The sequence below is a fragment of the Herbaspirillum sp. CAH-3 genome, from assembly GCF_009668275.1.
Taxonomy (GTDB): Bacteria; Pseudomonadota; Gammaproteobacteria; order Burkholderiales; family Burkholderiaceae_D; genus Herbaspirillum; species Herbaspirillum aquaticum.
The window spans coordinates 170,664-191,160 of sequence record NZ_VSWE01000004.1 but is presented as its reverse complement, the minus strand read 5'-3'; the positions used below and the strand labels follow the sequence as shown (position 1 = coordinate 191,160).

Annotated in this window: 17 protein-coding genes and 1 pseudogene; 9 read left to right on the top strand and 9 right to left on the bottom strand. The window is 63.4% G+C overall.

Annotated features, from left to right (window positions below; all coding sequences use genetic code 11):
* Positions 1-122: 122 nt before the first annotated feature.
* From FYB76_RS06935 to FYB76_RS06915, 5 genes are all read left to right on the top strand, one after another.
* Complete coding sequence (locus FYB76_RS06935) at positions 123-818, top strand: hypothetical protein (protein ID WP_154133125.1); 696 nt, start codon at positions 123-125, stop codon at positions 816-818.
* Positions 819-963: 145 nt separating this feature from the next.
* The gene (locus FYB76_RS06930; RefSeq protein ID WP_088756190.1) at positions 964-1,401 is read left to right on the top strand and encodes a hypothetical protein; all 438 of its coding nucleotides are present in this window, start codon (positions 964-966) and stop codon (positions 1,399-1,401) included.
* Positions 1,402-1,585: 184 nt separating this feature from the next.
* Positions 1,586-2,539 (top strand): homoserine kinase, encoded by a 954-nt coding sequence (locus FYB76_RS06925; RefSeq protein ID WP_154133124.1) that lies wholly within the window; start codon positions 1,586-1,588, stop codon positions 2,537-2,539.
* An 11-nt stretch (positions 2,540-2,550) separates the two neighbouring features.
* Entirely contained in the window at positions 2,551-3,354 is an 804-nt protein-coding gene (locus FYB76_RS06920) for a BPSS1780 family membrane protein (protein ID WP_154133123.1), read from the top strand.
* Between the two features lie 159 nt (positions 3,355-3,513).
* Positions 3,514-5,076 carry a PAS domain-containing methyl-accepting chemotaxis protein gene (locus FYB76_RS06915; protein ID WP_154133122.1) on the top strand — a complete coding sequence of 521 codons (1,563 nt, stop codon included), beginning with the start codon at positions 3,514-3,516 and terminating at the stop codon, positions 5,074-5,076.
* A gap of 9 nt (positions 5,077-5,085) precedes the next feature.
* On the opposite strand, the gene xylB is transcribed toward FYB76_RS06915, so the two are convergent.
* The 7 genes and pseudogenes from xylB to FYB76_RS06880 all read right to left on the bottom strand — a co-directional run bounded on the left by xylB (position 5,086) and on the right by FYB76_RS06880 (position 13,279).
* Positions 5,086-6,558, bottom strand: coding sequence for a xylulokinase (xylB, locus tag FYB76_RS06910; protein ID WP_154133121.1), 1,473 nt, complete (start codon positions 6,556-6,558; stop codon positions 5,086-5,088).
* A gap of 63 nt (positions 6,559-6,621) precedes the next feature.
* Complete coding sequence (gene dalD / locus FYB76_RS06905) at positions 6,622-8,055, bottom strand: D-arabinitol 4-dehydrogenase (RefSeq protein ID WP_154133120.1); 1,434 nt, start codon at positions 8,053-8,055, stop codon at positions 6,622-6,624.
* A 37-nt stretch (positions 8,056-8,092) separates the two neighbouring features.
* Positions 8,093-9,211, bottom strand: a complete 1,119-nt coding sequence (locus FYB76_RS06900) for an ABC transporter ATP-binding protein (RefSeq protein WP_154133119.1) — start codon at positions 9,209-9,211, stop codon at positions 8,093-8,095.
* A 44-nt stretch (positions 9,212-9,255) separates the two neighbouring features.
* Positions 9,256-9,984: an HAD family phosphatase gene (locus tag FYB76_RS06895; protein ID WP_154133118.1), complete on the bottom strand. Its 729-nt coding sequence runs from the start codon at positions 9,982-9,984 to the stop codon at positions 9,256-9,258.
* A pseudogene (locus FYB76_RS06890) lies at positions 9,984-10,763 on the bottom strand (carbohydrate ABC transporter permease); the annotation flags it as partial. The gene FYB76_RS06895 and the pseudogene FYB76_RS06890, both read right to left, overlap by 1 nt.
* A gap of 32 nt (positions 10,764-10,795) precedes the next feature.
* Entirely contained in the window at positions 10,796-11,770 is a 975-nt protein-coding gene (locus FYB76_RS06885; RefSeq protein WP_154133116.1) for a carbohydrate ABC transporter permease, read from the bottom strand.
* A 153-nt stretch (positions 11,771-11,923) separates the two neighbouring features.
* On the bottom strand, positions 11,924-13,279 hold the full coding sequence (locus FYB76_RS06880) for a sugar ABC transporter substrate-binding protein (RefSeq protein ID WP_154133115.1): 1,356 nt from the start codon (positions 13,277-13,279) through the stop codon (positions 11,924-11,926).
* A gap of 335 nt (positions 13,280-13,614) precedes the next feature.
* Between FYB76_RS06880 and FYB76_RS06875 the strand changes: the two genes are divergently transcribed.
* From FYB76_RS06875 to FYB76_RS06865, 3 genes are all read left to right on the top strand, one after another.
* Positions 13,615-14,577, top strand: a complete 963-nt coding sequence (locus tag FYB76_RS06875; RefSeq protein ID WP_145606195.1) for a sugar-binding transcriptional regulator — start codon at positions 13,615-13,617, stop codon at positions 14,575-14,577.
* Positions 14,578-14,627: 50 nt separating this feature from the next.
* The gene (locus FYB76_RS06870; RefSeq protein ID WP_154133114.1) at positions 14,628-15,533 is read left to right on the top strand and encodes a carbohydrate kinase; all 906 of its coding nucleotides are present in this window, start codon (positions 14,628-14,630) and stop codon (positions 15,531-15,533) included.
* 183 nt (positions 15,534-15,716) lie between these two features.
* Positions 15,717-16,817, top strand: a complete 1,101-nt coding sequence (locus FYB76_RS06865) for a J domain-containing protein (protein WP_154133113.1) — start codon at positions 15,717-15,719, stop codon at positions 16,815-16,817.
* 56 nt (positions 16,818-16,873) lie between these two features.
* Here the strand turns inward: FYB76_RS06865 and FYB76_RS06860 are convergent, their stop codons facing one another.
* Positions 16,874-17,434: an alpha/beta hydrolase gene (locus FYB76_RS06860; protein ID WP_195724585.1), complete on the bottom strand. Its 561-nt coding sequence runs from the start codon at positions 17,432-17,434 to the stop codon at positions 16,874-16,876.
* A 93-nt stretch (positions 17,435-17,527) separates the two neighbouring features.
* Between FYB76_RS06860 and FYB76_RS06855 the strand changes: the two genes are divergently transcribed.
* Positions 17,528-18,013, top strand: a complete 486-nt coding sequence (locus tag FYB76_RS06855) for an Lrp/AsnC family transcriptional regulator (RefSeq protein ID WP_229296901.1) — start codon at positions 17,528-17,530, stop codon at positions 18,011-18,013.
* Positions 18,014-18,177: 164 nt separating this feature from the next.
* On the opposite strand, the gene FYB76_RS06850 is transcribed toward FYB76_RS06855, so the two are convergent.
* Positions 18,178-20,457 (bottom strand): UvrD-helicase domain-containing protein, encoded by a 2,280-nt coding sequence (locus tag FYB76_RS06850; RefSeq protein WP_154133112.1) that lies wholly within the window; start codon positions 20,455-20,457, stop codon positions 18,178-18,180.
* Positions 20,458-20,497: the final 40 nt, after the last annotated feature.

Here is a 20,497-nt window from a genome sequence, read left to right as displayed (position 1 = left end):
CATGGATAGGCGAAGAATAGTTCACATCCCCTCACCAACGTACGATTTGAAACAACCGCCCAAGAATTCATGATGCAAGGCAACTACATGAAGGTTCTTCATTTTCCTGCCCTTGCATTGCCATGCCCCTCGCCCGCGCCTATTTCACGCAGCTCTTGCTGGGCACGCTCCATGCAGCGCTGCTGCTGTGCCTGCTGCCCCTGGCCGCAGGCGCCACCCTGCTGCTGCTGCCCCACGATCTGCTGCAGCAATGGGGACTGCACCAATGGCGCAGCGCACTGCAGCAACATCGTGAAAACCTGTACTGGCTGGCAGCCATGCTCATGGCCGGCACCCTGGCCTGGTTTTACTACGGCATGGGGCGCGTCATCGTGCTGGCCAAGCCGCGCTGGCGTACGGCCTACCAGACGACCACCCTGCTCTACATGCTGGTGATGAGCTATGGCGTGGCCATCGCGGTGGTCACCGCCACCCGCCCGCACTACCAGCAGTGCGGGATGTACACCGAAAAGCTCAACGGCGGATTGCGCCACTACCGCGGCGAACACTTCATGGTGGAGCTGTGCGGCACCGGCAGCGACCCCGGCCGGCGCGACCATATCCGCCTGCGCATCTTCGATGAACAGGGGCGCTGGCGCGCTGTACGATACTTCACCGTGCACTGGGGCGGCGCCTACCCGCATCTGATCGACTATGCCCGCGACCACCTGGCCTATTTCGATGCCAGCGAAGGCGAAGATGAAGATTTCGTCAAGCTTGTCCCCATGCCACCCACGCTGGCCGACTGGATCAGCACCCGTGTCCCGCTGCTGGACTAGCGCCGGGCCCGGATCACACGCAAATCGCCCCCCACTCGCGTTTGCCTGTTGCCTTGTTGATCATTTCGATGAAGAAACGCGAGGGCCCCGCCTTGATGGTTTGCTACAATGAAGAAAACGACACCCCCTTTTTCTTCACAAGATCATGAAACCATCCCAACTCCGGTTCAAAGAGTCCCTGGCAGCCGTGCTGCTGTGCGCATCGGCTGGCCTGGCCGCACCACTGGCCCTGGCGCAAACGCCGCCTGCCGGCCTGGCTGCCCAGCCGGCCCCGCCGCCGCCCGAACTGGAGAAGCTGGAAGAAGGCGAACCGCCGGCCGTGACCATCCGCAAGCCGGGCGAAGACAGCCGCACCCAGGGCAACAGCATCAAGGAACGCCGCGACCACGGCCAGACCAAGGAAATCGAAGTCAAGTCCGGTCCCAGCACCTACTACGTGCGTCCCAACCCGCAGCTGGGTGGCTCCACCCCGGGCGATGCACAAAGCCCGCCGCCGAGCTCGGCCCAATGGAAGGTCGGCGAGTTCGACTGGGGTGTCAAGAAGCCCCAGGAAGGCGACACCGACGGCACCACCAAGAAGTGATCCCGTGATCGCGCACCTCGCCACGCGGTGACGGTGCGCCATCGCCAGCGATCAAGCGCATCACCCGGCCGCACTGCGCGGCCGGTTCAGGAACAGGAAGGACGGCGCAACTGCCCTCCCCCTCGCGCAGCGGCCGGACCTGCCGGCAGCGCGCCCCAGCCAGCATCCTCTATTCATTTTCGTCATGGCAGTCTTTACACCGGTCAGTCTGGAACAACTCTCGGACTGGATTGAACAATTCCCGCTCGGCCGCGCCACCTCGATCAAGGGCATCTCCTCGGGCATCGAAAACAGCAACTTCTTCATCGGCACGGAGCAAGGCGAATATGTGCTGACCCTGTTCGAAAAGCTGCATATCGAACAACTGCCCTTCTACCTGGAACTGATGCGCCACTTGGCGCAGCGCGGCATCCCCGTGCCGGCGCCGGTACCCAACGACAAGGGCGCCATCGTCAACCTGCTCAACGACAAGCCGGCGGCCATCGTCAGCAAGCTCGAAGGCCAGTCGCAGCTCGATCCGCAACCGGTGCACTGCGCCGCGCTGGGCGACATGCTGGCGCGCATGCACCTGGCGGCCAAGGACTTCAAGATCCTGCAGCCCAACCTGCGCGGCCTGGCCTGGTGGCTGGAAACCACCCCGGCGGTACTGCCCTTCCTGCCGGCCGAGCTGGGCCAACTGCTGGCCAGCGAAGTGCAATACCAGAAGGACTTCGCCGCCACCCCCGACTACCGCGCCTTGCCGCGCGGACCGGTGCATGCCGACCTGTTCCGCAACAATGCGATGTTCGTGGGCGAACAGCTCTCGGGCATCTTCGATTTCTATTTCGCCGGTTGCGATACCTGGCTCTTCGACCTGGCCGTCACCGTCAATGACTGGTGCGTGGACCTGGAGACAGGCGTGCTCGATACCGCCCGCAGCCAAGCCATGCTGGCCGCCTACCGTGCCGTGCGTCCGTTCTCGGAGGCCGAAGGCATCGCCTGGCAGCCCATGCTGCGTGCCGCCGCGCTGCGCTTCTGGCTCTCGCGCCTGTACGATTTCTACCTGCCGCGCGAAGCCGAAATGCTCACGCCGCACGACCCCACGCACTTCGAACGCATCCTGCGCCTGCGCATCAAGGATGCGCCACCGGCGCTGTAACCACTGGAGCTATGGAAAAGATCCCCGCACACATCGGCTGGTCCTGGGTCAAACAGGGCTTTACCCTGTTCAGAAAACAACCGGCCGAAATCTCCACGCTGTTCCTGGCCTACATGTTCCTGATGCTGGCCCTGGGCATCATCCCGGTGCTCGGCCAGATGCTGCCGCTGATCCTGATCCCGCTGTTCTCGATGTCCTTCATGCAGGCCTGCGCGCAGATCGAGCGGGGTGAACGGGTCTTCCCCAACCTGCTGTTGATCGCCTTCCGCAGTCCGGCACGCAATACCTTGCTCAAGCTCGGCTTGCTCTACCTGCTGGTGGCCACGCTGGTGGTGGCGGCCTCAGCCCTGGCCGATGGCGGCACCTTCTGGAAAGCCATGATGGGCGGCGGCCTGTCGACCCAGGAACTGGAAAGCGCCGCCGGCAGCATGCGCATCGCCATGCTGGTGGCGGCCGCCCTCTACGTGCCGGCGGCCATGGCCTTCTGGTATGCGGCGCCGTTGATCATGTGGCAGCAGATGCCTCTGGGGAAGGCGCTGTTCTACAGCTTCTTCACCGTGCGCCGCGCCGGCCGGGCCTTCCTGGTCTACGGCCTGGCCTGGATCGTGATCGCCATCGTGGTGCCCACGGTCATCAGCATGGCCATCACGCTGCTGACCGGCAGCATCGCGGTGGTGTTCTTCATCCTGCTGCCGATCTCGATAATATTGACGGTCATCATGTACTGTTCCTTCTATCCGACCTACACTAGCGTCTTCGGAAAGCCCCGCAGAGGGTCCGACAGCCCGCACAACGGAGACAATCCCATCCTCTGACGCGTCATTCCCGTCAGGCAGGACCTTGCGCCAGGCTGTCGCTGCCTGGCACGCCTGGTCCGACGTGTTCGCAAGGGAGAGGCGAACACCTTCGGTTCCACCGCCCGCCCCCGCCAGCTGGACTTTCCATTACTACGGCTTCTTACACGGGGGTATCAGATGCGCATGAACATGCCGGTCACAGGGCAGGAACGCCTGCTCATCGATGGCAAGGCCATCGTTTCCAAGACCGATCTCCAGGGCAACATCACCTACGTCAATCCCTACTTCATCGAGATCAGCGGTTTCGAGGAAGAGGAATTGCTGGGCGCGCCGCAAAACCTGATCCGCCATCCCGACATGCCGCCCGAGGCTTTCGCCGACATGTGGGCCACCATCAAGGGCGGCATGCCCTGGACCGGGCTGGTCAAGAACCGCAGCAAGAGCGGCGATCATTACTGGGTGCGCGCCAACGTGACGCCCATCCGTGAGAGCGGCCAGGTAGTCGGCTACATGTCGGTGCGTACCAAGCCCGAACGCGCGGCGGTGGAAGGGGCCGAGAAGCTCTACGCAAGCATGCGCCGTGGCCAGGCCAAGGGCATTGCCTTGCATCGTGGTGAAGTCGTGCGCACGGGGCTGGCGGGATGGATCGGCAAGCTCGGCCGCATGCAATTGAACACCCGCCTGAACTGGTCGATGGGCGTGATGCTGGCGATCCAGGTCGCTGTCGTCCTGGCCGGCATGCTGACGCTGCACCAGTGGTGGATCAGCGCGCTGGCGGCGGCGTCAGCACTGCTGTCGATCGTGCAGTGGATCGCCCTGCGTGCCGCGCTCATCAAGCCGCTGCAGCAGGCACTCGATATCACCCACGCCATCACGGGGGGCGACCTCTCGGTACGCATCGAGACCGGCCGCCATGATGAACTGGGCCGCCTGCTGGCCTCGCTGCGCCAGATGAACGTGAACCTGACCGCCATCATCGGCGACGTGCGTTCCAACGTCGAGACCATCAACCTGGCCACCCGCGAAATCGCCACCGGCAACATGGACCTCTCGCGCCGCACCGAACAGCAGGCAGCCAATCTGGAAGAAACGGCATCGAGCATGCACCAGCTGGCCGGCACCGTGCGCCAGAATGCGGATCACGCGGGCCAGGCCAATGAACTGGCCGGTACCGCATCGTCCATCGCCATGCGCGGCGGCGATGCCGTGGCCAGTACCGGCACGACGATGAACGAGATCAGCGAATCCTCCAACAAGATCGTGGACATCATTGGCCTGATCGACAGCATCGCCTTCCAGACCAACATCCTGGCCCTCAACGCCGCAGTGGAAGCAGCGCGCGCAGGCGAGCAGGGACGCGGCTTTGCCGTGGTGGCCTCGGAAGTGCGCATGCTGGCGCAGCGGTCGGCCGCGGCGGCCAAGGAGATCAAGCTGTTGATCGACGACTCGGTGGCCAAGGTAGAGGTGGGCAATCGCCAGGTCGAGCAGGCCAGCAGCACCATGCGCGACATCGTGGCCTCGGTGCAGCGGGTCTCGGGCATCATGAGCGAGATCAACGAAGCGACCCAGCAGCAGAGTGCGGGCATCAACCAGGTGCATGAAGCCATCACGCAGATGGATGCCAGCACCCAGCAGAATGCCTCGCTGGTGGAGGAAGCCGCAGCAGCGGCCACCAGCCTGGAAGAGCAGACGATGCGCTTGCTGCAGGCGATTTCGGTGTTCAAGTTCCAGCGCAAGTAAGCGCCGCGCTCAGGCACTCTCTCCCTGCAAGGGCGCAAACGGCGCATAGATCGCCCGATAGCGTTGCAACCGCACCTGCAGGGCCGCATGCCTTGCCGCATCGGGCTGGTACAGCGCCTGCTGTGCCGGCTTGCGGCACACCTCGGCTTCATCGCCGCCATCGGCCAGCCAGGCCAGGCGCGCCGCACCCAGCGCACCACCGGCCTCGCTGCCCACATGGGTGACGATGCGCACCTGCAGCGCGTCGGCCAGCAACTGTGCCCAATAAACACTGCGCGCGCCACCGCCAACCAGCGACAATTCGGCCACATCGGTGCCCGCTGCACGCAGCGCATCGAGCCCATCCACCATGCCGAAGGCCACGCCTTCGAGTACCGCATAGCCGAGTGCGGCGCGCTGGTGTTCCGGTGTCAGCCCGTGGAAGACGCCGGTGGCGTAGGGATCGTTGTGCGGTGTGCGTTCACCCGAGAGGTAAGGCAGGAACAGCGGCGCATTGTTGCGCGCTTCCTCATCGAGTTGTTCGATCTCGGCCAGCAGGCTCTTCTCATCGACTGAACACAAGCGGCAGAACCAGCGCAGGCAACTGGCCGCCGAGAGCATCACGCTCATCTGGTGCCAGCGCTGCGGCAGGGTATGGCAGAAGGCGTGAATGGCGCGCCCCGGATTCGGGCGGAAGCGGTCATTGACCACGAACAGCACACCGGAAGTGCCCAGCGAAAGGAAGCCATCCCCGGGCTTGACCGCACCGATGCCTACCGCACTGGCCGCACCATCACCGGCACCACCGGCCACGATCACGTCCGCACGCAAGCCCCAGGCCTGCGCCACCTCGGGCAGCAGCGTGCCGGAGACCGCACTGCCGTCGACCAGCGCCGGCATCTGATCGCGCCGCATGCCGGAGGCGGCCAGCAGTTCGTCGGACCAGTTGCGGCCTTCCACATCCAGCCACAGCGTACCGGCCGCGTCCGAGGGATCGCACACCTTGCGCCCGGTCATCATGAAGCGCAACCAATCCTTGGGTAGCAGGACCGTCGCGATGCGCGCAAACAGTTGCGGTTCATGGCGCGCCACCCACAGCAGCTTGGGCGCGGTGAAGCCCGGCATGGCCAGGTTGCCGGCGATGCCATGCAGGCGCGGTGCGCGGCGTTCCAGCTCGGCGCATTCGGGAGCACTGCGCGAATCGCTCCAGAGGATGGCCGGACGCAGCACGGCATCCTGTGCATCCATCAGCACGGCACCATGCATCTGGCCGGACAAGCCGATGGCGCGGATGCGGCCGAAGCGCTCACTGCCGAGCTGCTCGCGCAGCTTGTCCACGGTGGCACAGGTCGCCTGCCACCAGTGGTCCGGGCTTTGCTCGGACCAGCGCGGATGCGGACGCGAGACCGTCAGCGTACTGCCGGCCAATGCCAGCAGCGCGCCCGTCTCGTCGATCACCACCGCCTTGACCTCGGACGTACCCAGGTCGATCCCAAGATACATGGTGCTCCTCGTTATTCGTTATTGAACGGCAATTCTATGACGCCTTGGGCACAAAAGGCAGCGTCAGTGCGCCTGCCCCAGCCACTGCTGCACACGTCCATAGGCCGAGCGCACCAGTGCGACCAGACGCGCATCCCCGGCCAGTTCGCCCCACAGCACGGCATCCGCGCAGAAGGCCTGGACCACATCCTCGGCGCCCAGCATGCGGCGCGCGGCGGCGGCGTCGAAGATGCCGTCCTGGTATTCGTAGGGCAGCGCTCCGGCCGCCCAGCGCTGCAGGAACACCAGGAACAAGGCTGGCAGCATGGCAGTGGCCTGCGGATCGCGCCCGGCGGCCAGGCTCTCCTGCAGGGTCGGGCGAATGAAGCCGGGGATCTTGGAATAGCCATCGGCGGCCACGCGCTGGTTGGTATCCTGGATGGCCGGGTTGGAGAAGCGGGCCAGGGTCGTATCGCGGTATGCCGCCAGGTCGATCGGGCTGGGCGTGAGGCAGGGGATCACATCCTGCGTCACGTAGTCATGGGCCATCTGGCGGATGTCCTCGCGCAGCGTGCCTTCGTGGATGTATTGCAGCCCGGCCAGCGTACCGGCCCAGGCGATGCAGCTGTGGCTGGCGTTGAGGATGCGGATCTTGGCTTCCTCGTAGGGGAGCACCGATTGCACCATCTCCACGCCGGCCGCTTCCAGGCGCGGACGACCGGCCTTGAAGTCGTCTTCGATCACCCATTGGATGAAGGACTCGCCCATCAGGGCGCAGGGATCGTCGACCCCGGTATTTTCTTTCACCCGGGCCGCAACCGCCGGTGTGGGGCGTGGGGTGATGCGGTCCACCATGGCATTGGGGCTGGTGGTCTGGGCATCCATCCAGGCCACCAGTGCGGATTCGCCGCGCAGGCTCAGGAACTGGCGCAGGCCGTCGCGGAAGCGCTCGCCGTTGTGGCGCAGGTTGTCACAGTTCAGCAGGGTCAGCGCCGCCTGCGGATGGGCCTGGCTGCGCGCACGCAGGATGGCCGCGATCGCACCGTAGATGGTGCGCGGTGCACCGCTGCCATCGAGGGCGCAGCGCAGGTCATCGGCCAGGTCGGGGTTGCCCGTGTCGAGCTGGTAGTGATGGTCGAGGTAGTAGCCCCCCTCGGTCACGGTGAAGGAGATGATGCGGGTACGTTCTTCGGCACCGGCGGCGATCAGCTGCGTGAGCCGTTCATCCCACGGCAGGATGCGGCCGATGGCGGCAATGCGCTGGTAGCTGCGCTCGCCCTGGGGGGTGACGGTCTCCAGCGTGTACTGGCCCTGCTGGCGGGCCAGCGCTTCCAGCAGCGGGCTCATGTCGGCGCGGATATTGGCTAGCGCCAGTTGCCAGCGGCGGTCGGCGCCACTCTCGCGCAGCGCATTCAGGTAGACCGCCTGGTGGGCGCGATGGAAGGAACCGGCGCCGATGTGCAGCCAGGTCAGGCTGTCGGCGGCGTCCTGGTCGAGGGAAGTGGCGGTACGGGTCATGCCTGGTCCTTGTCGAGGAAGTGAATGTGCAAAGGGATCAATGCTGGCGCGGCGTAGCCACGCTCGATGCCAGGCGCGGCAAGGCCTGGCCGTCGGCACCGAACAGATGGCAGCGCGCCGGATCGGCAGCCAGCTGCAGGACGCTGCCATGTGGCGCATCGAGGCTGTCGGGCACGCGCAGGATCAGCGCATCGTCGCTGCCTTCATAGGCTGCATAGAGGTAAGAGAAATCGCCCAGCAGCTCCAGCGCCGTGCAGCGTGCCTGCAGCGCGGCCTGGCCCTGCGCGATGTTGAGATGCTCGGGACGCACGCCCAGCGTGACCTTCTGCCCCGCTTGCAGCGTGCTGCCGTCAACCGCAGCCCATTGCAGCCCGCCCCCGGGCAATTGCACCTGCACGCCATCGGCCTGCACGGCGGCCACGGTGCCCTCGATGAAGTTCATCTTGGGCGAACCGATGAAGCCGGCCACGAAGCGATTGGCCGGATGGTGATACAGCTGCTGGGGCGAACCGACCTGTTCGATGCGGCCTTCGGAGAGCACCACGATCTTGTCGGCCAGGGTCATGGCCTCGATCTGGTCGTGGGTGACGTAGATCATGGTGGTCTTCAAGTCATCATGCAGCTTGGCGAATTCCAGGCGCATCTTCACGCGCAGCGCGGCATCGAGGTTCGACAGCGGCTCATCGAAGAGGAACACGCTGGGCTGGCGCGTGATAGCGCGGCCAATGGCAACACGCTGGCGCTGGCCGCCGGAGAGCGCACGCGGCTTGCGGTCCAGCAGGTGATCGATGTGCAGGATCTTGGCCGCATGCTGGACGGCGGCATCGATCTCGGCCTTGGACTTGCCGGCGATCTTGAGGCCAAAGGCCATGTTGTCGTACAGGCTCATGTGCGGATACAGCGCATAGGACTGGAACACCATGGCCACCCCGCGCTTGGACGCAGGCACGTCGTTCATGCGGCGCGTGCCGATATCGAGGTCGCCATCGCTGATCTCTTCCAGGCCGGCGATCATGCGCAGCAAGGTCGACTTGCCGCAGCCAGAGGGGCCGACGAAGACGACGAATTCGCCATCCTCGATTTCCAGATTGATGTCGCGCATGACTTCGTTGTCGTCGTAGCGCTTGGCCAGGTTCCTGATGCTCACGGCTGCCATGGGGTTCTCCTCGTTCTCTTGTAGGGGGACTGCGCGCTCTTTGCTCAGCGCAGCCAGATCAATTCACTCACCAGTTGCGGAAACTGCTTCATGTCCTCGAATACCTGATGCGCGCCGGCATCCTTCAGCTTGCGGGCCATTGCCTTGCGGTCGTGCGCCACGCCGGTAAAGCCCAGCACGTGCATGCCGGCCGCCACTGCCGCGCGCACGCCGGTGACGCTGTCATCGACCGCCACACAGCGCGCCGGGTCAACGTTGAAGCCTGCCGCTGCCGCCAGATACACATCCGGTGCCGGTTTGGGATGGGCCACGTCATGGCCGCTGTAGATGCGGCCGGCAAATTGCGGATACAGGCCGCAGCGGCGCAAGCCTGCTTCGATGCGCGGCGCATCGCTGTTGCTGGCCACCGCACGCGGCAAACGGATGGCCTGCAAGGCCTCCACCACGCCCGGCACCGGCTGCGCTTGTTCGCCGCAGGCCACGGCCACGGCCTGGTGGATGCGCTCGGCAGCGGCGGCATCCAGGCCCAGTTCGAATTCCACATCGACTTCGCCCAGCAGGATGTCGGTGTACATGCCCAGGCGATGCGCGATGGCGGTGTGCAGGGCCTGGCTGCGCTGCTCTTCCTGCTCGCCATCGTCGTCGGCACCGCTCCAGGCCGGCAGCAGCGGCAGCAATTCGCGATGCAGCACACGCAGGGCAATGCTCTCGCTGTCGAGCAGCACGCCGTCGCAGTCGCAGACCAGATGGGTGATCGCCTGGCGCGCCATCATCACTTCACCGCCCCGAAGGTCAGGCCGCGCACCAGCTGCTTCTGCGCCAGCCAGCCCAGCGCCATGATCGGGGCGATCGCCAGCAGCGAGGCGGCCGACAGCTTGGCCCAGAACAGGCCTTCCGGATTGGAATAGGAGGCGATGAACACCGTCAGCGGCGCCGCGTTGACGCTGGTGAGGTTCAGGCTCCAGAAGGCTTCATTCCACGACAGGATGATCAGCAGCAAGGCCGTGGAAGCCAGGCCCGGCATGGCCGTCGGCAGGAGCAGGTAAATCATTTCCTGCCAGGCGTTGGCACCATCGATACGGGCCGCTTCGAGGATTTCCTTGGGCACGTCATTGAAGTAGGTGAAGGCCATCCACACCGCGATGGGCAGGTTGATGAGCGTATAGATGAGGGTCAACCCCGTTACCGTATCAAGCAGGCCCGTGTTCTTGGCCAGCAGATAGATGGGGATCAGTACGCCCACGGCCGGCATCATCTTGGTCGACAGCATCCACAGCAGCAGCTTCTGGGTGCGGCCGGTCGGGAAGAAGGCCATCGAATACGCCGCCGGCACCGCCAGCAGCAGCGACAGCAGCGTCGACCCCAGCGAGACGATCAGAGAATTCTGCACATAGCCCAGGTAGTGGCTGCGGCTGAAGACTTCGCGGAAGGTCTCCAGCGTTGGCAGGAAGACCAGCGAGGGCGTATAGGCCTGGGACTCGGTCTTGAAGGCCGTGACCGCCACCCAGAAGATGGGGAAGAACAGCACGATGGCGCAGGCCCAGCCCAGCACCGCCACCCACAGGGGGCTTTTCTTTGGATCGCTCATTTTTCGTTGACTCCCTTGAGGTTCCTGGCCAGCATGCGCACCAGGAAGAACGAGACGATGTTGGCCAGCACGACTGCGAAGATGCCGCCCGCCGAAGCGATGCCGATGTCGAACTGCTGCAGGCCGATCGAATAGACCAGGAAGGTCAGGTTGGTGGTGGCCGTGCCCGGGCCGCCTGCCGTGGTGGTGAAGATTTCCGCGAAGACCGAGAGCAGGAAAATGGTCTCGATCATGATGACCACCGTGATGGCGCGCTTGAGGTGCGGCAGGACGATGTAGAAGAAGATGCGTACCGGCCCCGCGCCGTCGAGCTGGGCCGCTTCCTTCTGGTCAGTATCGAGCGACTGCAGCGCGGTGAGCAGGATCAGGAAGGCAAACGGAATCCACTGCCAGGCCACAATGATGATGACCGACAGCATGGGGTACTCGGCCAGCCAGTCGATGGGCTCCAGCCCCAGGTGCCGCATCACATAGGCCAGGATGCCGTAGACCGGATGCATGATCATGTTCTTCCAGATCAGCGCGGCCACGGTGGGCATGACGAAGAAGGGGCCGATCACCAGGAGGCGCGCAATGCCGCGCCCGCGGAACGGCTGGTCGAACAGCACCGCCAGCAGGGTGCCGCCGATGACACTGATGGCCAGTACCGAACCGATCAGCAGTGCGGTGTTGCCGATGGAAGGCCAGAAGGCCGGATCCTGCAACAGGAAGATATAGTTTTCCAGACCCACGAAACCGGTTTGGTCCGGGGCCATCAGGTTGTAGCGATTGACCGAAAAATAGATGGTCATCACCAGCGGAACGATCATCCACGCCAGCAGGATCAGCACCGACGGCGTCTGCATCAGGCGGATGGGATTGAAGCGCTCCTTGCGCGGCGGACTGCTCTGCTGCCGGCGCGCGGCAGGCTGGGAAGAACTCTGCATCATCGGTGAGGTGGACGACACCTGGGTGGAGTGGATCGTGGACATGAGGGCCTCGGCATTTCAATCCGGGCGGCGCACGCAAGGTGCAGACAGCCGGGGAGAACGGCGCGATGCGGTCGTCATGCAGGCATGACGGTCACATCGCGCGCGGAGCATGCAGCACGGGCTGCATGCCGGCGGAACCACAAGCGGCCGGGCTTACTTGATGTAGCGGCCCTGGCGCATCATCCGCACCGCCTGCGCCTGCGCGGCATCCAGGGCGGCATCCGCGCTGGTCTTGCCGGCCAGTGCACCGGCAATGGCCTGGCCGGTCACGGTGCCGATCGACTGGAACTCGGGGATGGTGGCGAACTGCACGCCGGTATAAGGCACCGGTTTCAAGGTCGGCTTGTTGGCGTCGGCCGTCTGGATCGCATCGAGCACGAAGTCGGAGAAGGGCGAGACCTTCTTGTACTCAGCCGACGCGTAGGTCGAATTGCGCGTACCCGGCGGCACCAGCGCCCAGCCGGAATCCTTGGCCACCAGGTTGATGTATTCCTTGGAGGTGGCCCAGGCGGCGAACTTCTTGGCGGCGTCCTGCGACTTGGAGGACTTCGGCACGGCCAGCGACCAGATCCACAACCAGTGCGAACCCTTGTCGGTCACCTGCTGCGGCGAGGGAGCGAAGGCGGTCTTGTCGGCCACCTTGGAATCCTTGCCGTGATAGAGCATGCCGGCCGCCACCGTGGCATCGACCCACATGCCGCACTTGCCGCTGGAGAACAGCACCAGGTTTTCATTGAAACCGTTGGAGCTGGCGCCCGGGGGCCCGTACTTGCGCATCAGGTCGACGTAGAAGTTGACCGATTTCTTCCATTCCGGCGAAGACAGCTGCGGCTGCCATTGCTCGTCGAACCAGCGGCCACCCCAGGCATTGGCCATGGTGGTGATGATGGCCATGTTCTCGCCCCAGCCGGCACGGCCGCGCAGGCAGATGCCGTAGACGCCCTTGGCCGGGTCATGCAATTGCGCGGCCAGCTTGGCGACTTCGTCCCAGGTCGGATGCTGCGGCATGGTCAGCTTCTTCTGCTCGAAGAGATCCTTGCGGTAGTAGGTCATCGAGCTTTCGGCGTAGAAGGGCAGCGCATAGAGCTTGCCATCGACGGTCAGGCCCTCGCGCACCGGCTTGATGAGATCGGCCTCATCGTAGTCTGCCGGCAGGCCGCTCATCGGTGCCAGCCAGCCCTTCTTGGCCCAGATCGGCGCTTCATACGCACCGATGGTCATCAGGTCGAACTGGCCGCTGTTGGTGGCGATGTCGGTGGTCAGGCGCTGGCGCAGCACGCTTTCTTCCATCGTGACCCAGCGCAGCTTGATGTCGGGATTGGCCTTCTCGAACGCCGGTGCCAGCTTCTGCAGTTCGATCATGTCGGGGTTGTTGATGGACGCAATGTTCAACGTCACCGGCTCGGCTTGCGCCAGGCCGGTGGCAAACAGGGCCGAGACGGCCGCAGCGGCCAGGGTGAAGCGAATGCGGGTAGCGCCGGACGCACGGGTGCGCACGAGTTTGGACATGCTGGTCTCCGAATGTTATGTGCCCTCCTGCACGTCTTCCTGGGTGGCAGCGGCCGGTGAGGCCCGTGCACACATGCAGGGGAAGGCGGTTTTCGTGAACGACTTTTTGAGCAAATATTATTTTTATGGGCAAATATTCATCGATTCTCGAAGTCGTGTCAAGCATTTGCTTTTCGATTGAGCATTTGCCCAAGCTTGGCAATAATGGAGGCGCCAAGTCGCCGTAAAATGGCGACCCAACAGGGAGTTCAGCGCGAACTCCCGCGCAACCAACATCACAGCAACAGCACACGCCCGCCTGCACCTGCAGGGCCGGGCCGGCTGGCGAGGAGAACATGTCTAGCAGCGCATCCAAACTGGACCTGGCGGCGCGTGCCGCGTGGATGTACTACGTGGCCGGCAACACCCAGAATGAAATTGCCGAGCGGCTCGGTATCTCGCGCCAAATGGCGCAGCGCATGGTGGCCTATGCGGCCGATGCCAACCTGGTGAAAGTGCAGATCACGCATCCGGTCTCTTCCTGCCTGGAACTGGCGCAGGGCCTGCAGGAGCGCTACGGGCTGGAGGTGTGCCGCGTGGTGCCCGGCGCAGGCGGCGCGGGCAATCCCAACGAATCGCAGGAAGTGCAGCAGATGCTGGCGGTAGCCGGGGCCGAGGTGATGGAGCAATACCTCAGTTCGGAAGCACCGCTGGTGGTCAACGTCGGCTCGGGCCGCACGCTCAAGGCGGCCATCGAGCGCCTGTCGGAACTGGAGCGCCCGCAGCACCAGATCGTCTCGATGATTGGTGCTTTCGCCTCCGACGGTTCGGCCAACCGCTACGACGTGGCCCTGCAGGCCGCAGAAAAACTGGGCGCGCGCTTCTACCTGCTGCCCGCCCCGCGCGTGGCCGAAAGTGAACGCGACCGCCAGCAATGGTGCAACCACCGCGCCTACAAGATCGTGACCGGCCTGGCCGAGCGCGCCGATGTGACTTTCCTGGGCATCGGCACCATCGCCTTGCAGGGCGCGATGCACGAAGACGGTTTCATCGACGATGAAGAAGTGGCCGACCTGCAGCGCCAGGGGGCGGTAGGCGAGATGATCTGCCACGCTTTCGACATCGACGGCGTCATGCTGCCCTCTTCGCTGGCTGCGCGCGTGACCACGCCGCCGCTGGCACAGGCACCGCAGCGGCCGGTGATCGCGCTCTCCGGCGGCAGCAAGAAAGCCGACGCCGTGCGTGCGGCCCTGCGCGGCGGTTGGCTCACCGGCCTGGTGACCGATGAGACCTGCGCGCGCCACGCCTTGCAAGATTGAATCGACAAGCCATTCCTGACCCACATAACGACTAGCCCACGGAGACCAGCATGACCCAGAGCGCCGCATTCGTCGTCTTCGGCGAAGCCCTCACCGATTTCATCCGCCAGCCTGACGGCCAGTGGCGCGCCATTCCTGGTGGCGCCTGCTGGAACGTGGCACGCGCCGCCGCCCGCCTGGGTGTGGCCACCGGATATGCCGGCAGCGTCAGTACCGACGTCTTCGGCGCCGAGCTGTATGCGCTCACCGAAGCGGCCGGACTGGACATGCGTTTCACCCAGCAGCACGCCAAGGCACCGCTGCTGGCCATGGTGACCTCGACCACGCCGCCTGATTACTTCTTCATCGGCGACGACAGCGCCGACCTGCATTTTGATCCGCAACGCCTGCCCGCCGGCTGGATGGACGAGGCCCGCGTGCTGCACTTCGGCTGCATCAGCCTGACCCGCGAACCGCTGGCCTCGCGCCTGCTGCAGATCGCCCAGGAAGCGGCGCTGCGCAACAAGAAGATCGCCTTCGATCCCAACTGGCGCAAGCTCATGGACAGCCCTTCGTATCGCATCCTGTTGCAGCAACTGCTGTCGCTGTCGCATTACGTGAAGGTGTCCGACGAAGACCTGGAGCGCCTCTTCCCCGGCGACGGCAATGCGCTGGCCACGCTGCAAGCGCTGGCGCCGCAGGCGGAAATCCTCTACACGCTGGGTGCCAAGGGCATGCAGTGGATCAAGGGCGGGCAGGTCATCGACCAGCCCGCCTATCGCGTCGAGGTGGTCGACACGGTGGGCTGCGGCGACGCCTCCATGGGTGGCTGGATCGCCAGCCAGTTGCGCCAGCCTGCGGCCCCCGCGCAGGTCCACCTGCAATGTGCGGCGGCCGGTGCGGCCATTGCCGCTTCCAAGGCCGGGGCCTATGCGGCGACCTGGGATGAAGTGCAAGCCATGATCGAGCGCGGCTGAGGCAAATTTACAGAAAACTTCACCCCGGCCGGGAGGCCTGTCCTCCCGGCCGCACCTGGTCTGGGCCCTTGCCAGTTCCTTCACCAACGCCCGCCCAGTGCACAAGGCGCCAGCCCCAAGGTACGCATCTGGCTTGTCGCGGACCCGGTTAAAATTCTGGTTTCCAAGTCAGTCCCCTACCCCATGACCAAGCCACACCTGCGCGCCATCAGTATTGACGACACCGAACAGGAAGTCCCCCTGTCGCCCGCCCAGAAGAAGTTCAATGACCTCATCAAGCAGATTGGCAAGCGGCGCGCTGGCCTGGCGGAATGGGAGAATGCCATGGCCGACTTCCAAAAAAAATATGTCGATCAATTCGTGCCGCTGGACCGGGAGCTACAAGAACTCAATGGCAAGCTGGTCCGGCGCCTGCATGAAGCATGGCCACAAAAGGGATTGACCAAGGGTGAGCGCACCATGCTCTCGGAAATGATTGCCGACATGGCGCATCGCCTGCTTGGAAAGCAGGACGATCCTGAACTCAAGCTCATCTACAACCAGCACAGTGCGTCTGACTATGATCGTGAGGCCGAAGAGGAACTCCACGAGGTCAAGCAGGTGATCGAAGAGATGCTGGACATCGATCTCGGCGACGATCTTGGCAGTGCGACGCCGGAAGAGATCATGCAGAAAATGGAGGCCATGCTCGAACAGAAGGAGCGGGAGGAAATGGCGGCGGCGCAAGCGCGCGAGGAGCGCCGCGCGAGCCGCAAGAAATCACCGCGGCAGCGGGCAGCGGAAGTAAAACTTGAGTCGGAGCGCATCGAACTGAGCCAATCCATCCGTGCGGTCTACCGCAAGCTCGCCAGCGCCTTGCATCCCGACCGCGAACCCGACGCCGCCGAGCGTGACCGCAAGACCCAGCTGATGCAGCAGGTCAACCAGGCCTACGAAAAGAACGACCTGCTGAGACTGCTTGAACTCCAACTGGAACTGGAGCATATCGACCAGGATGCGTTGAACGGCATCAGCGCGGAACGATTGAAGCATTACAACCAGATCCTCAAGGAACAACTGGTGGAGCTGGATCAGGAACTATCTCACGTAGAACAGCATTTCAAGCAGAGCTATGGCATGCCACCCTATGCGCGCGTCTCACCCAAAGGCATCGTGCGCGACCTGAACAAGGAAATGACCTGGATGCGGGAAGACGGCAAAGCGCTGCGGGCGGCGTTGGCGTCATTTGCGGATGTGCAGCAGATCAAGGCTTGGCTGAAGCAGGAGCGCCAACGGGGGTTTTGATCTGATGGCTTCAGGGATGACATCGTCGGCGCGAAAGTGTAAGTTGCCCCCAGGTTTCATCGATTCCCTTGGCCACCATCGATCGAAGAGGATAATCTTGCGAGCAAATCTAGCCCTTGCGGCCAGGCACCCAGGTTGCTTTCAGCATTCAGATGTCCCTTCGCTCCGACCACGACGAACTCGCTGCCCCAGGCATTGGCGCATTCTCGGCCATGGTCAACGCTACCGTAGGGATCGTCGGTGCTGCAGACGACCAGCGTCGGAAACCTCAATGGTTGTGAAGGCAGTGGCGAGAATCCACGCGCCGCGCTACGTGGAAATGAAGCAGAGGCAGGATCGGGAACGGCCACCAGCAAGGCGCCACCGAGCTTCTTCTGCGTTTGTGCAGCCCAATGTGCCACCGCCAGACATCCCAGGCTATGGGCTACCAGCAGGGTGTCTTCAGGAGCATTGACAAGTTGTCGCTCCAGTGCGGATACCCAGTCTTCGCATTCAACGTTGTCCCAATTGTCGACCATGAGGCGCCGCCAATTCGGATGTGAAGACTGCCACAAGCTCTGCCAGTGCGAAGGGCCGGAGTTGCCGATACCAGGAACCAGAAGGACGGAAGGATGCATTTGCGAAGTCTCCATTGATGAAACAGCGCTCATTGTATGAAGAACGGAATTCAGGCACCATGAACCTTCGAATGAATTGAAGGCCTCAGCTGAATGAATCAACAAAAGATGAGTGAGTCTACGAATGAAATCAAAGGGGATGCGCTGGACCGCCTGGATTGGCGCATCTTGGAGGCGCTTCAACACAATGCGCGCATCAGCAATACGGAACTGGGAAAGCAGATCGGTTTATCTCAACCTGCCGTCACCGCACGTATCAAGAAATTGGAAGACCGGGGTGTCATCGAAGGCTACGCGGCAAAAATAAATCCGGGCTTGGTGGGACACCATATCTCCGCATTGGTGCGGATTCGCACGACCCACGCGGAGATCAAACGCTGCTTGCTCGCCTTCGCGTCAATGCCAGAGGTGATTGATGCAGACCGCATCACGGGGGAAGACTGCTTTATCGTGCGCGTCGTGGTGGAGGAGATGGCGCAACTGGAAGCCGCGATCGATGCACTGGCGAGGTTCGGGGCTGTTACCACTTCAGTCATTCTGGCAAGTTACCCGTCGAAACCCATCGTTGCAAGGGCCTGAATCTCTATTACGATTTTACGATTGCAGTCCGTGGTCACGCCGTGCATCCAGCAGCACAATGGAGAATTCAGTCGCCTGAGCAGACATGGAAAACGCCCCGTCGCACTCCAGAAGGCAACGGGGCGTTTCACTGTTCCAACCCAATTCAACGGCAACGTAAAAACTTAGATTTTCTCCAGCTTCGCCACCGACAGATCCAGCAACTTCATCCCGAACTTGCCGAAGTTGATCTGCGCCCGCGCCGCTCCACCACCGCCTTCAATGTTGACGATGACACCCTCGCCGAATTTGGCATGGGACACGTTCTGCCCAATACGCCAGCCGGAATCGGTCTGGCGCGAGAAGTTCTGGGCGATCCGGTTGTTGCCCGCTTCCGGTACTTCATCCCAAGCTGCCTTGGGATTGGCGAACCAGTGATGTTGCGCGATCTTGGGCGAGAGCCACTTGATCGACTGCTCGGGCATTTCGTCAAAGAAGCGTGAACGCATGTTGTAACGCGTCTGGCCGTGCAGCATGCGGGTCTGCGAGAAGGTCATGAAGAGACGCTTCCTGGCCCGCGTGATGGCCACGTACATCAGGCGGCGCTCTTCTTCCACGCCCCCCTCTTCCTTGGCGCTGTTCTCGTGCGGGAACAATCCCTCTTCCATGCCGGTGATGAAGACCGCATCGAACTCCAGGCCCTTGGCCGAGTGCACCGTCATCAACTGCAGGGCATCCTGGCCGGCCTGCGCCTGGTTGTCGCCGGCTTCCAGCGAGGCATGCGAGAGGAAGGCCGACAGCGGCGACATGATGGTCACCAGCGGCGCATCGGCATCGAGCACTTCCACGCCATCGGCGGTGGTGATGGCCGTGCCGGCCGTGGCCTGTGCCTGCGGGCCGAGGAAGGCCGGGGCGTCCAGCCCATAGCCCTCTTCCGAGACGAACAGCGTGGCCGCACTGACCAGCTGTTCCAGGTTCTCGATGCGGTCTGCGCCTTCCTTTTCGTTGCGGTAGTGGGTCATCAGGCCGGACAGGTCCAGCACCACCTTGACCATTTCAGGTAGGGGCAGATGCTGGGTCTCGAAACGCGCGCCTTCGATCAGCTTGATGAAGGCATTCAACGAGGAACCCGCCTTGCCCGCCACGTAAGGCACGGCCGCATAGAGCGAGCAGCCATACTGGCGCGCCGCATCCTGCAAGGACTCCATGGCCTTGGCACCGATGCCGCGGGTGGGGAAGTTGACCACGCGCAGGAAGGCCGAATCATTGTGCAGGTTGTCCATCAACTGCAGGTAGGCAATCGCGTGCTTGATTTCGGCGCGCTCGAAGAAGCGCTGGCCGCCATAGACGCGATAGGGAATGGCCGAGCTGAACAGCGCATGTTCCAGCACCCGCGACTGCGCATTGGAACGATAGAGGATGGCGATCTCGCTGCGCGCCCAGCCTTCGGCGATCAGGTCCTTGACCTGTTCGATGATCCACTGCGCTTCCTGCAGGTCGCTGGTGGCTTCATAGACGCGCACCTGCTCGCCGTGGCCGGCATCGGTGCGCAGGTTCTTGCCCAGGCGCTTGCTGTTGTTGGCGATCAGTTCGTTGGCGGTATCCAGGATGTGGCCGTGAGAGCGATAGTTCTGCTCCAGCTTGATCAGGTTCTCCACATGGAATTCCTGCTCGAAGGCCGACATGTTGCCCACGTTCGCACCACGGAAGGCATAGATGCTCTGGTCATCATCACCCACCGCGAAGACCGCGCCGTGCTGGCCGGCCATGAGCTTCAACCATTTGTATTGCAGGTCGTTGGTGTCCTGGAACTCGTCGACCAGGATGTGGCGGAAGCGGCCCTGGTAATGCTCGCGCAGCGGCTGGTTGCGCGAGAGCAATTCGTAGGTGCGCAACAGCAGCTCGGCGAAATCGACCACGCCTTCGCGCTGGCATTGCTGGTCGTAGAGTTCGTAGAGCTCCACGAACTTGCGGTTGTAGTCGTCGTAGGCATCCACATCCTTGGCGCGCAGGCCCTGGTCCTTGGCGCTGTTGATGAAGTACATCAGGTTGCGCGGCGGATACTTCTCGTCGTCCACGTTCATCTGCTTCAACAAACGCTTGATGGCCGAGAGCTGGTCCTGCGTATCGAGGATCTGGAAGGTCTGCGGCAGGCCGGCATCCTTGTGATGCGCGCGCAGCAGGCGATTGCACAGCCCGTGGAAAGTCCCGATCCACATGCCGCGCGTATTGATGGGCAGCATGCCCGACAGGCGCGCGGTCATTTCCTTGGCGGCCTTGTTGGTGAAGGTCACCGCCAGGATGCCCGAGGGCGAGACCTGCCCGGTCTGGATCAGCCAGGCGATGCGGGTGGTGAGCACCCGGGTCTTGCCGGAACCGGCACCGGCCAGGATCAGCGCCGATTGCGCGGGCAGCGTCACGGCGGCGAGCTGCTCTTCATTGAGGTTGTGGAGAAGATTTTGCATCCCGCGATTATAAAGGGCGCGTGCCATGACCGGGCGGGCA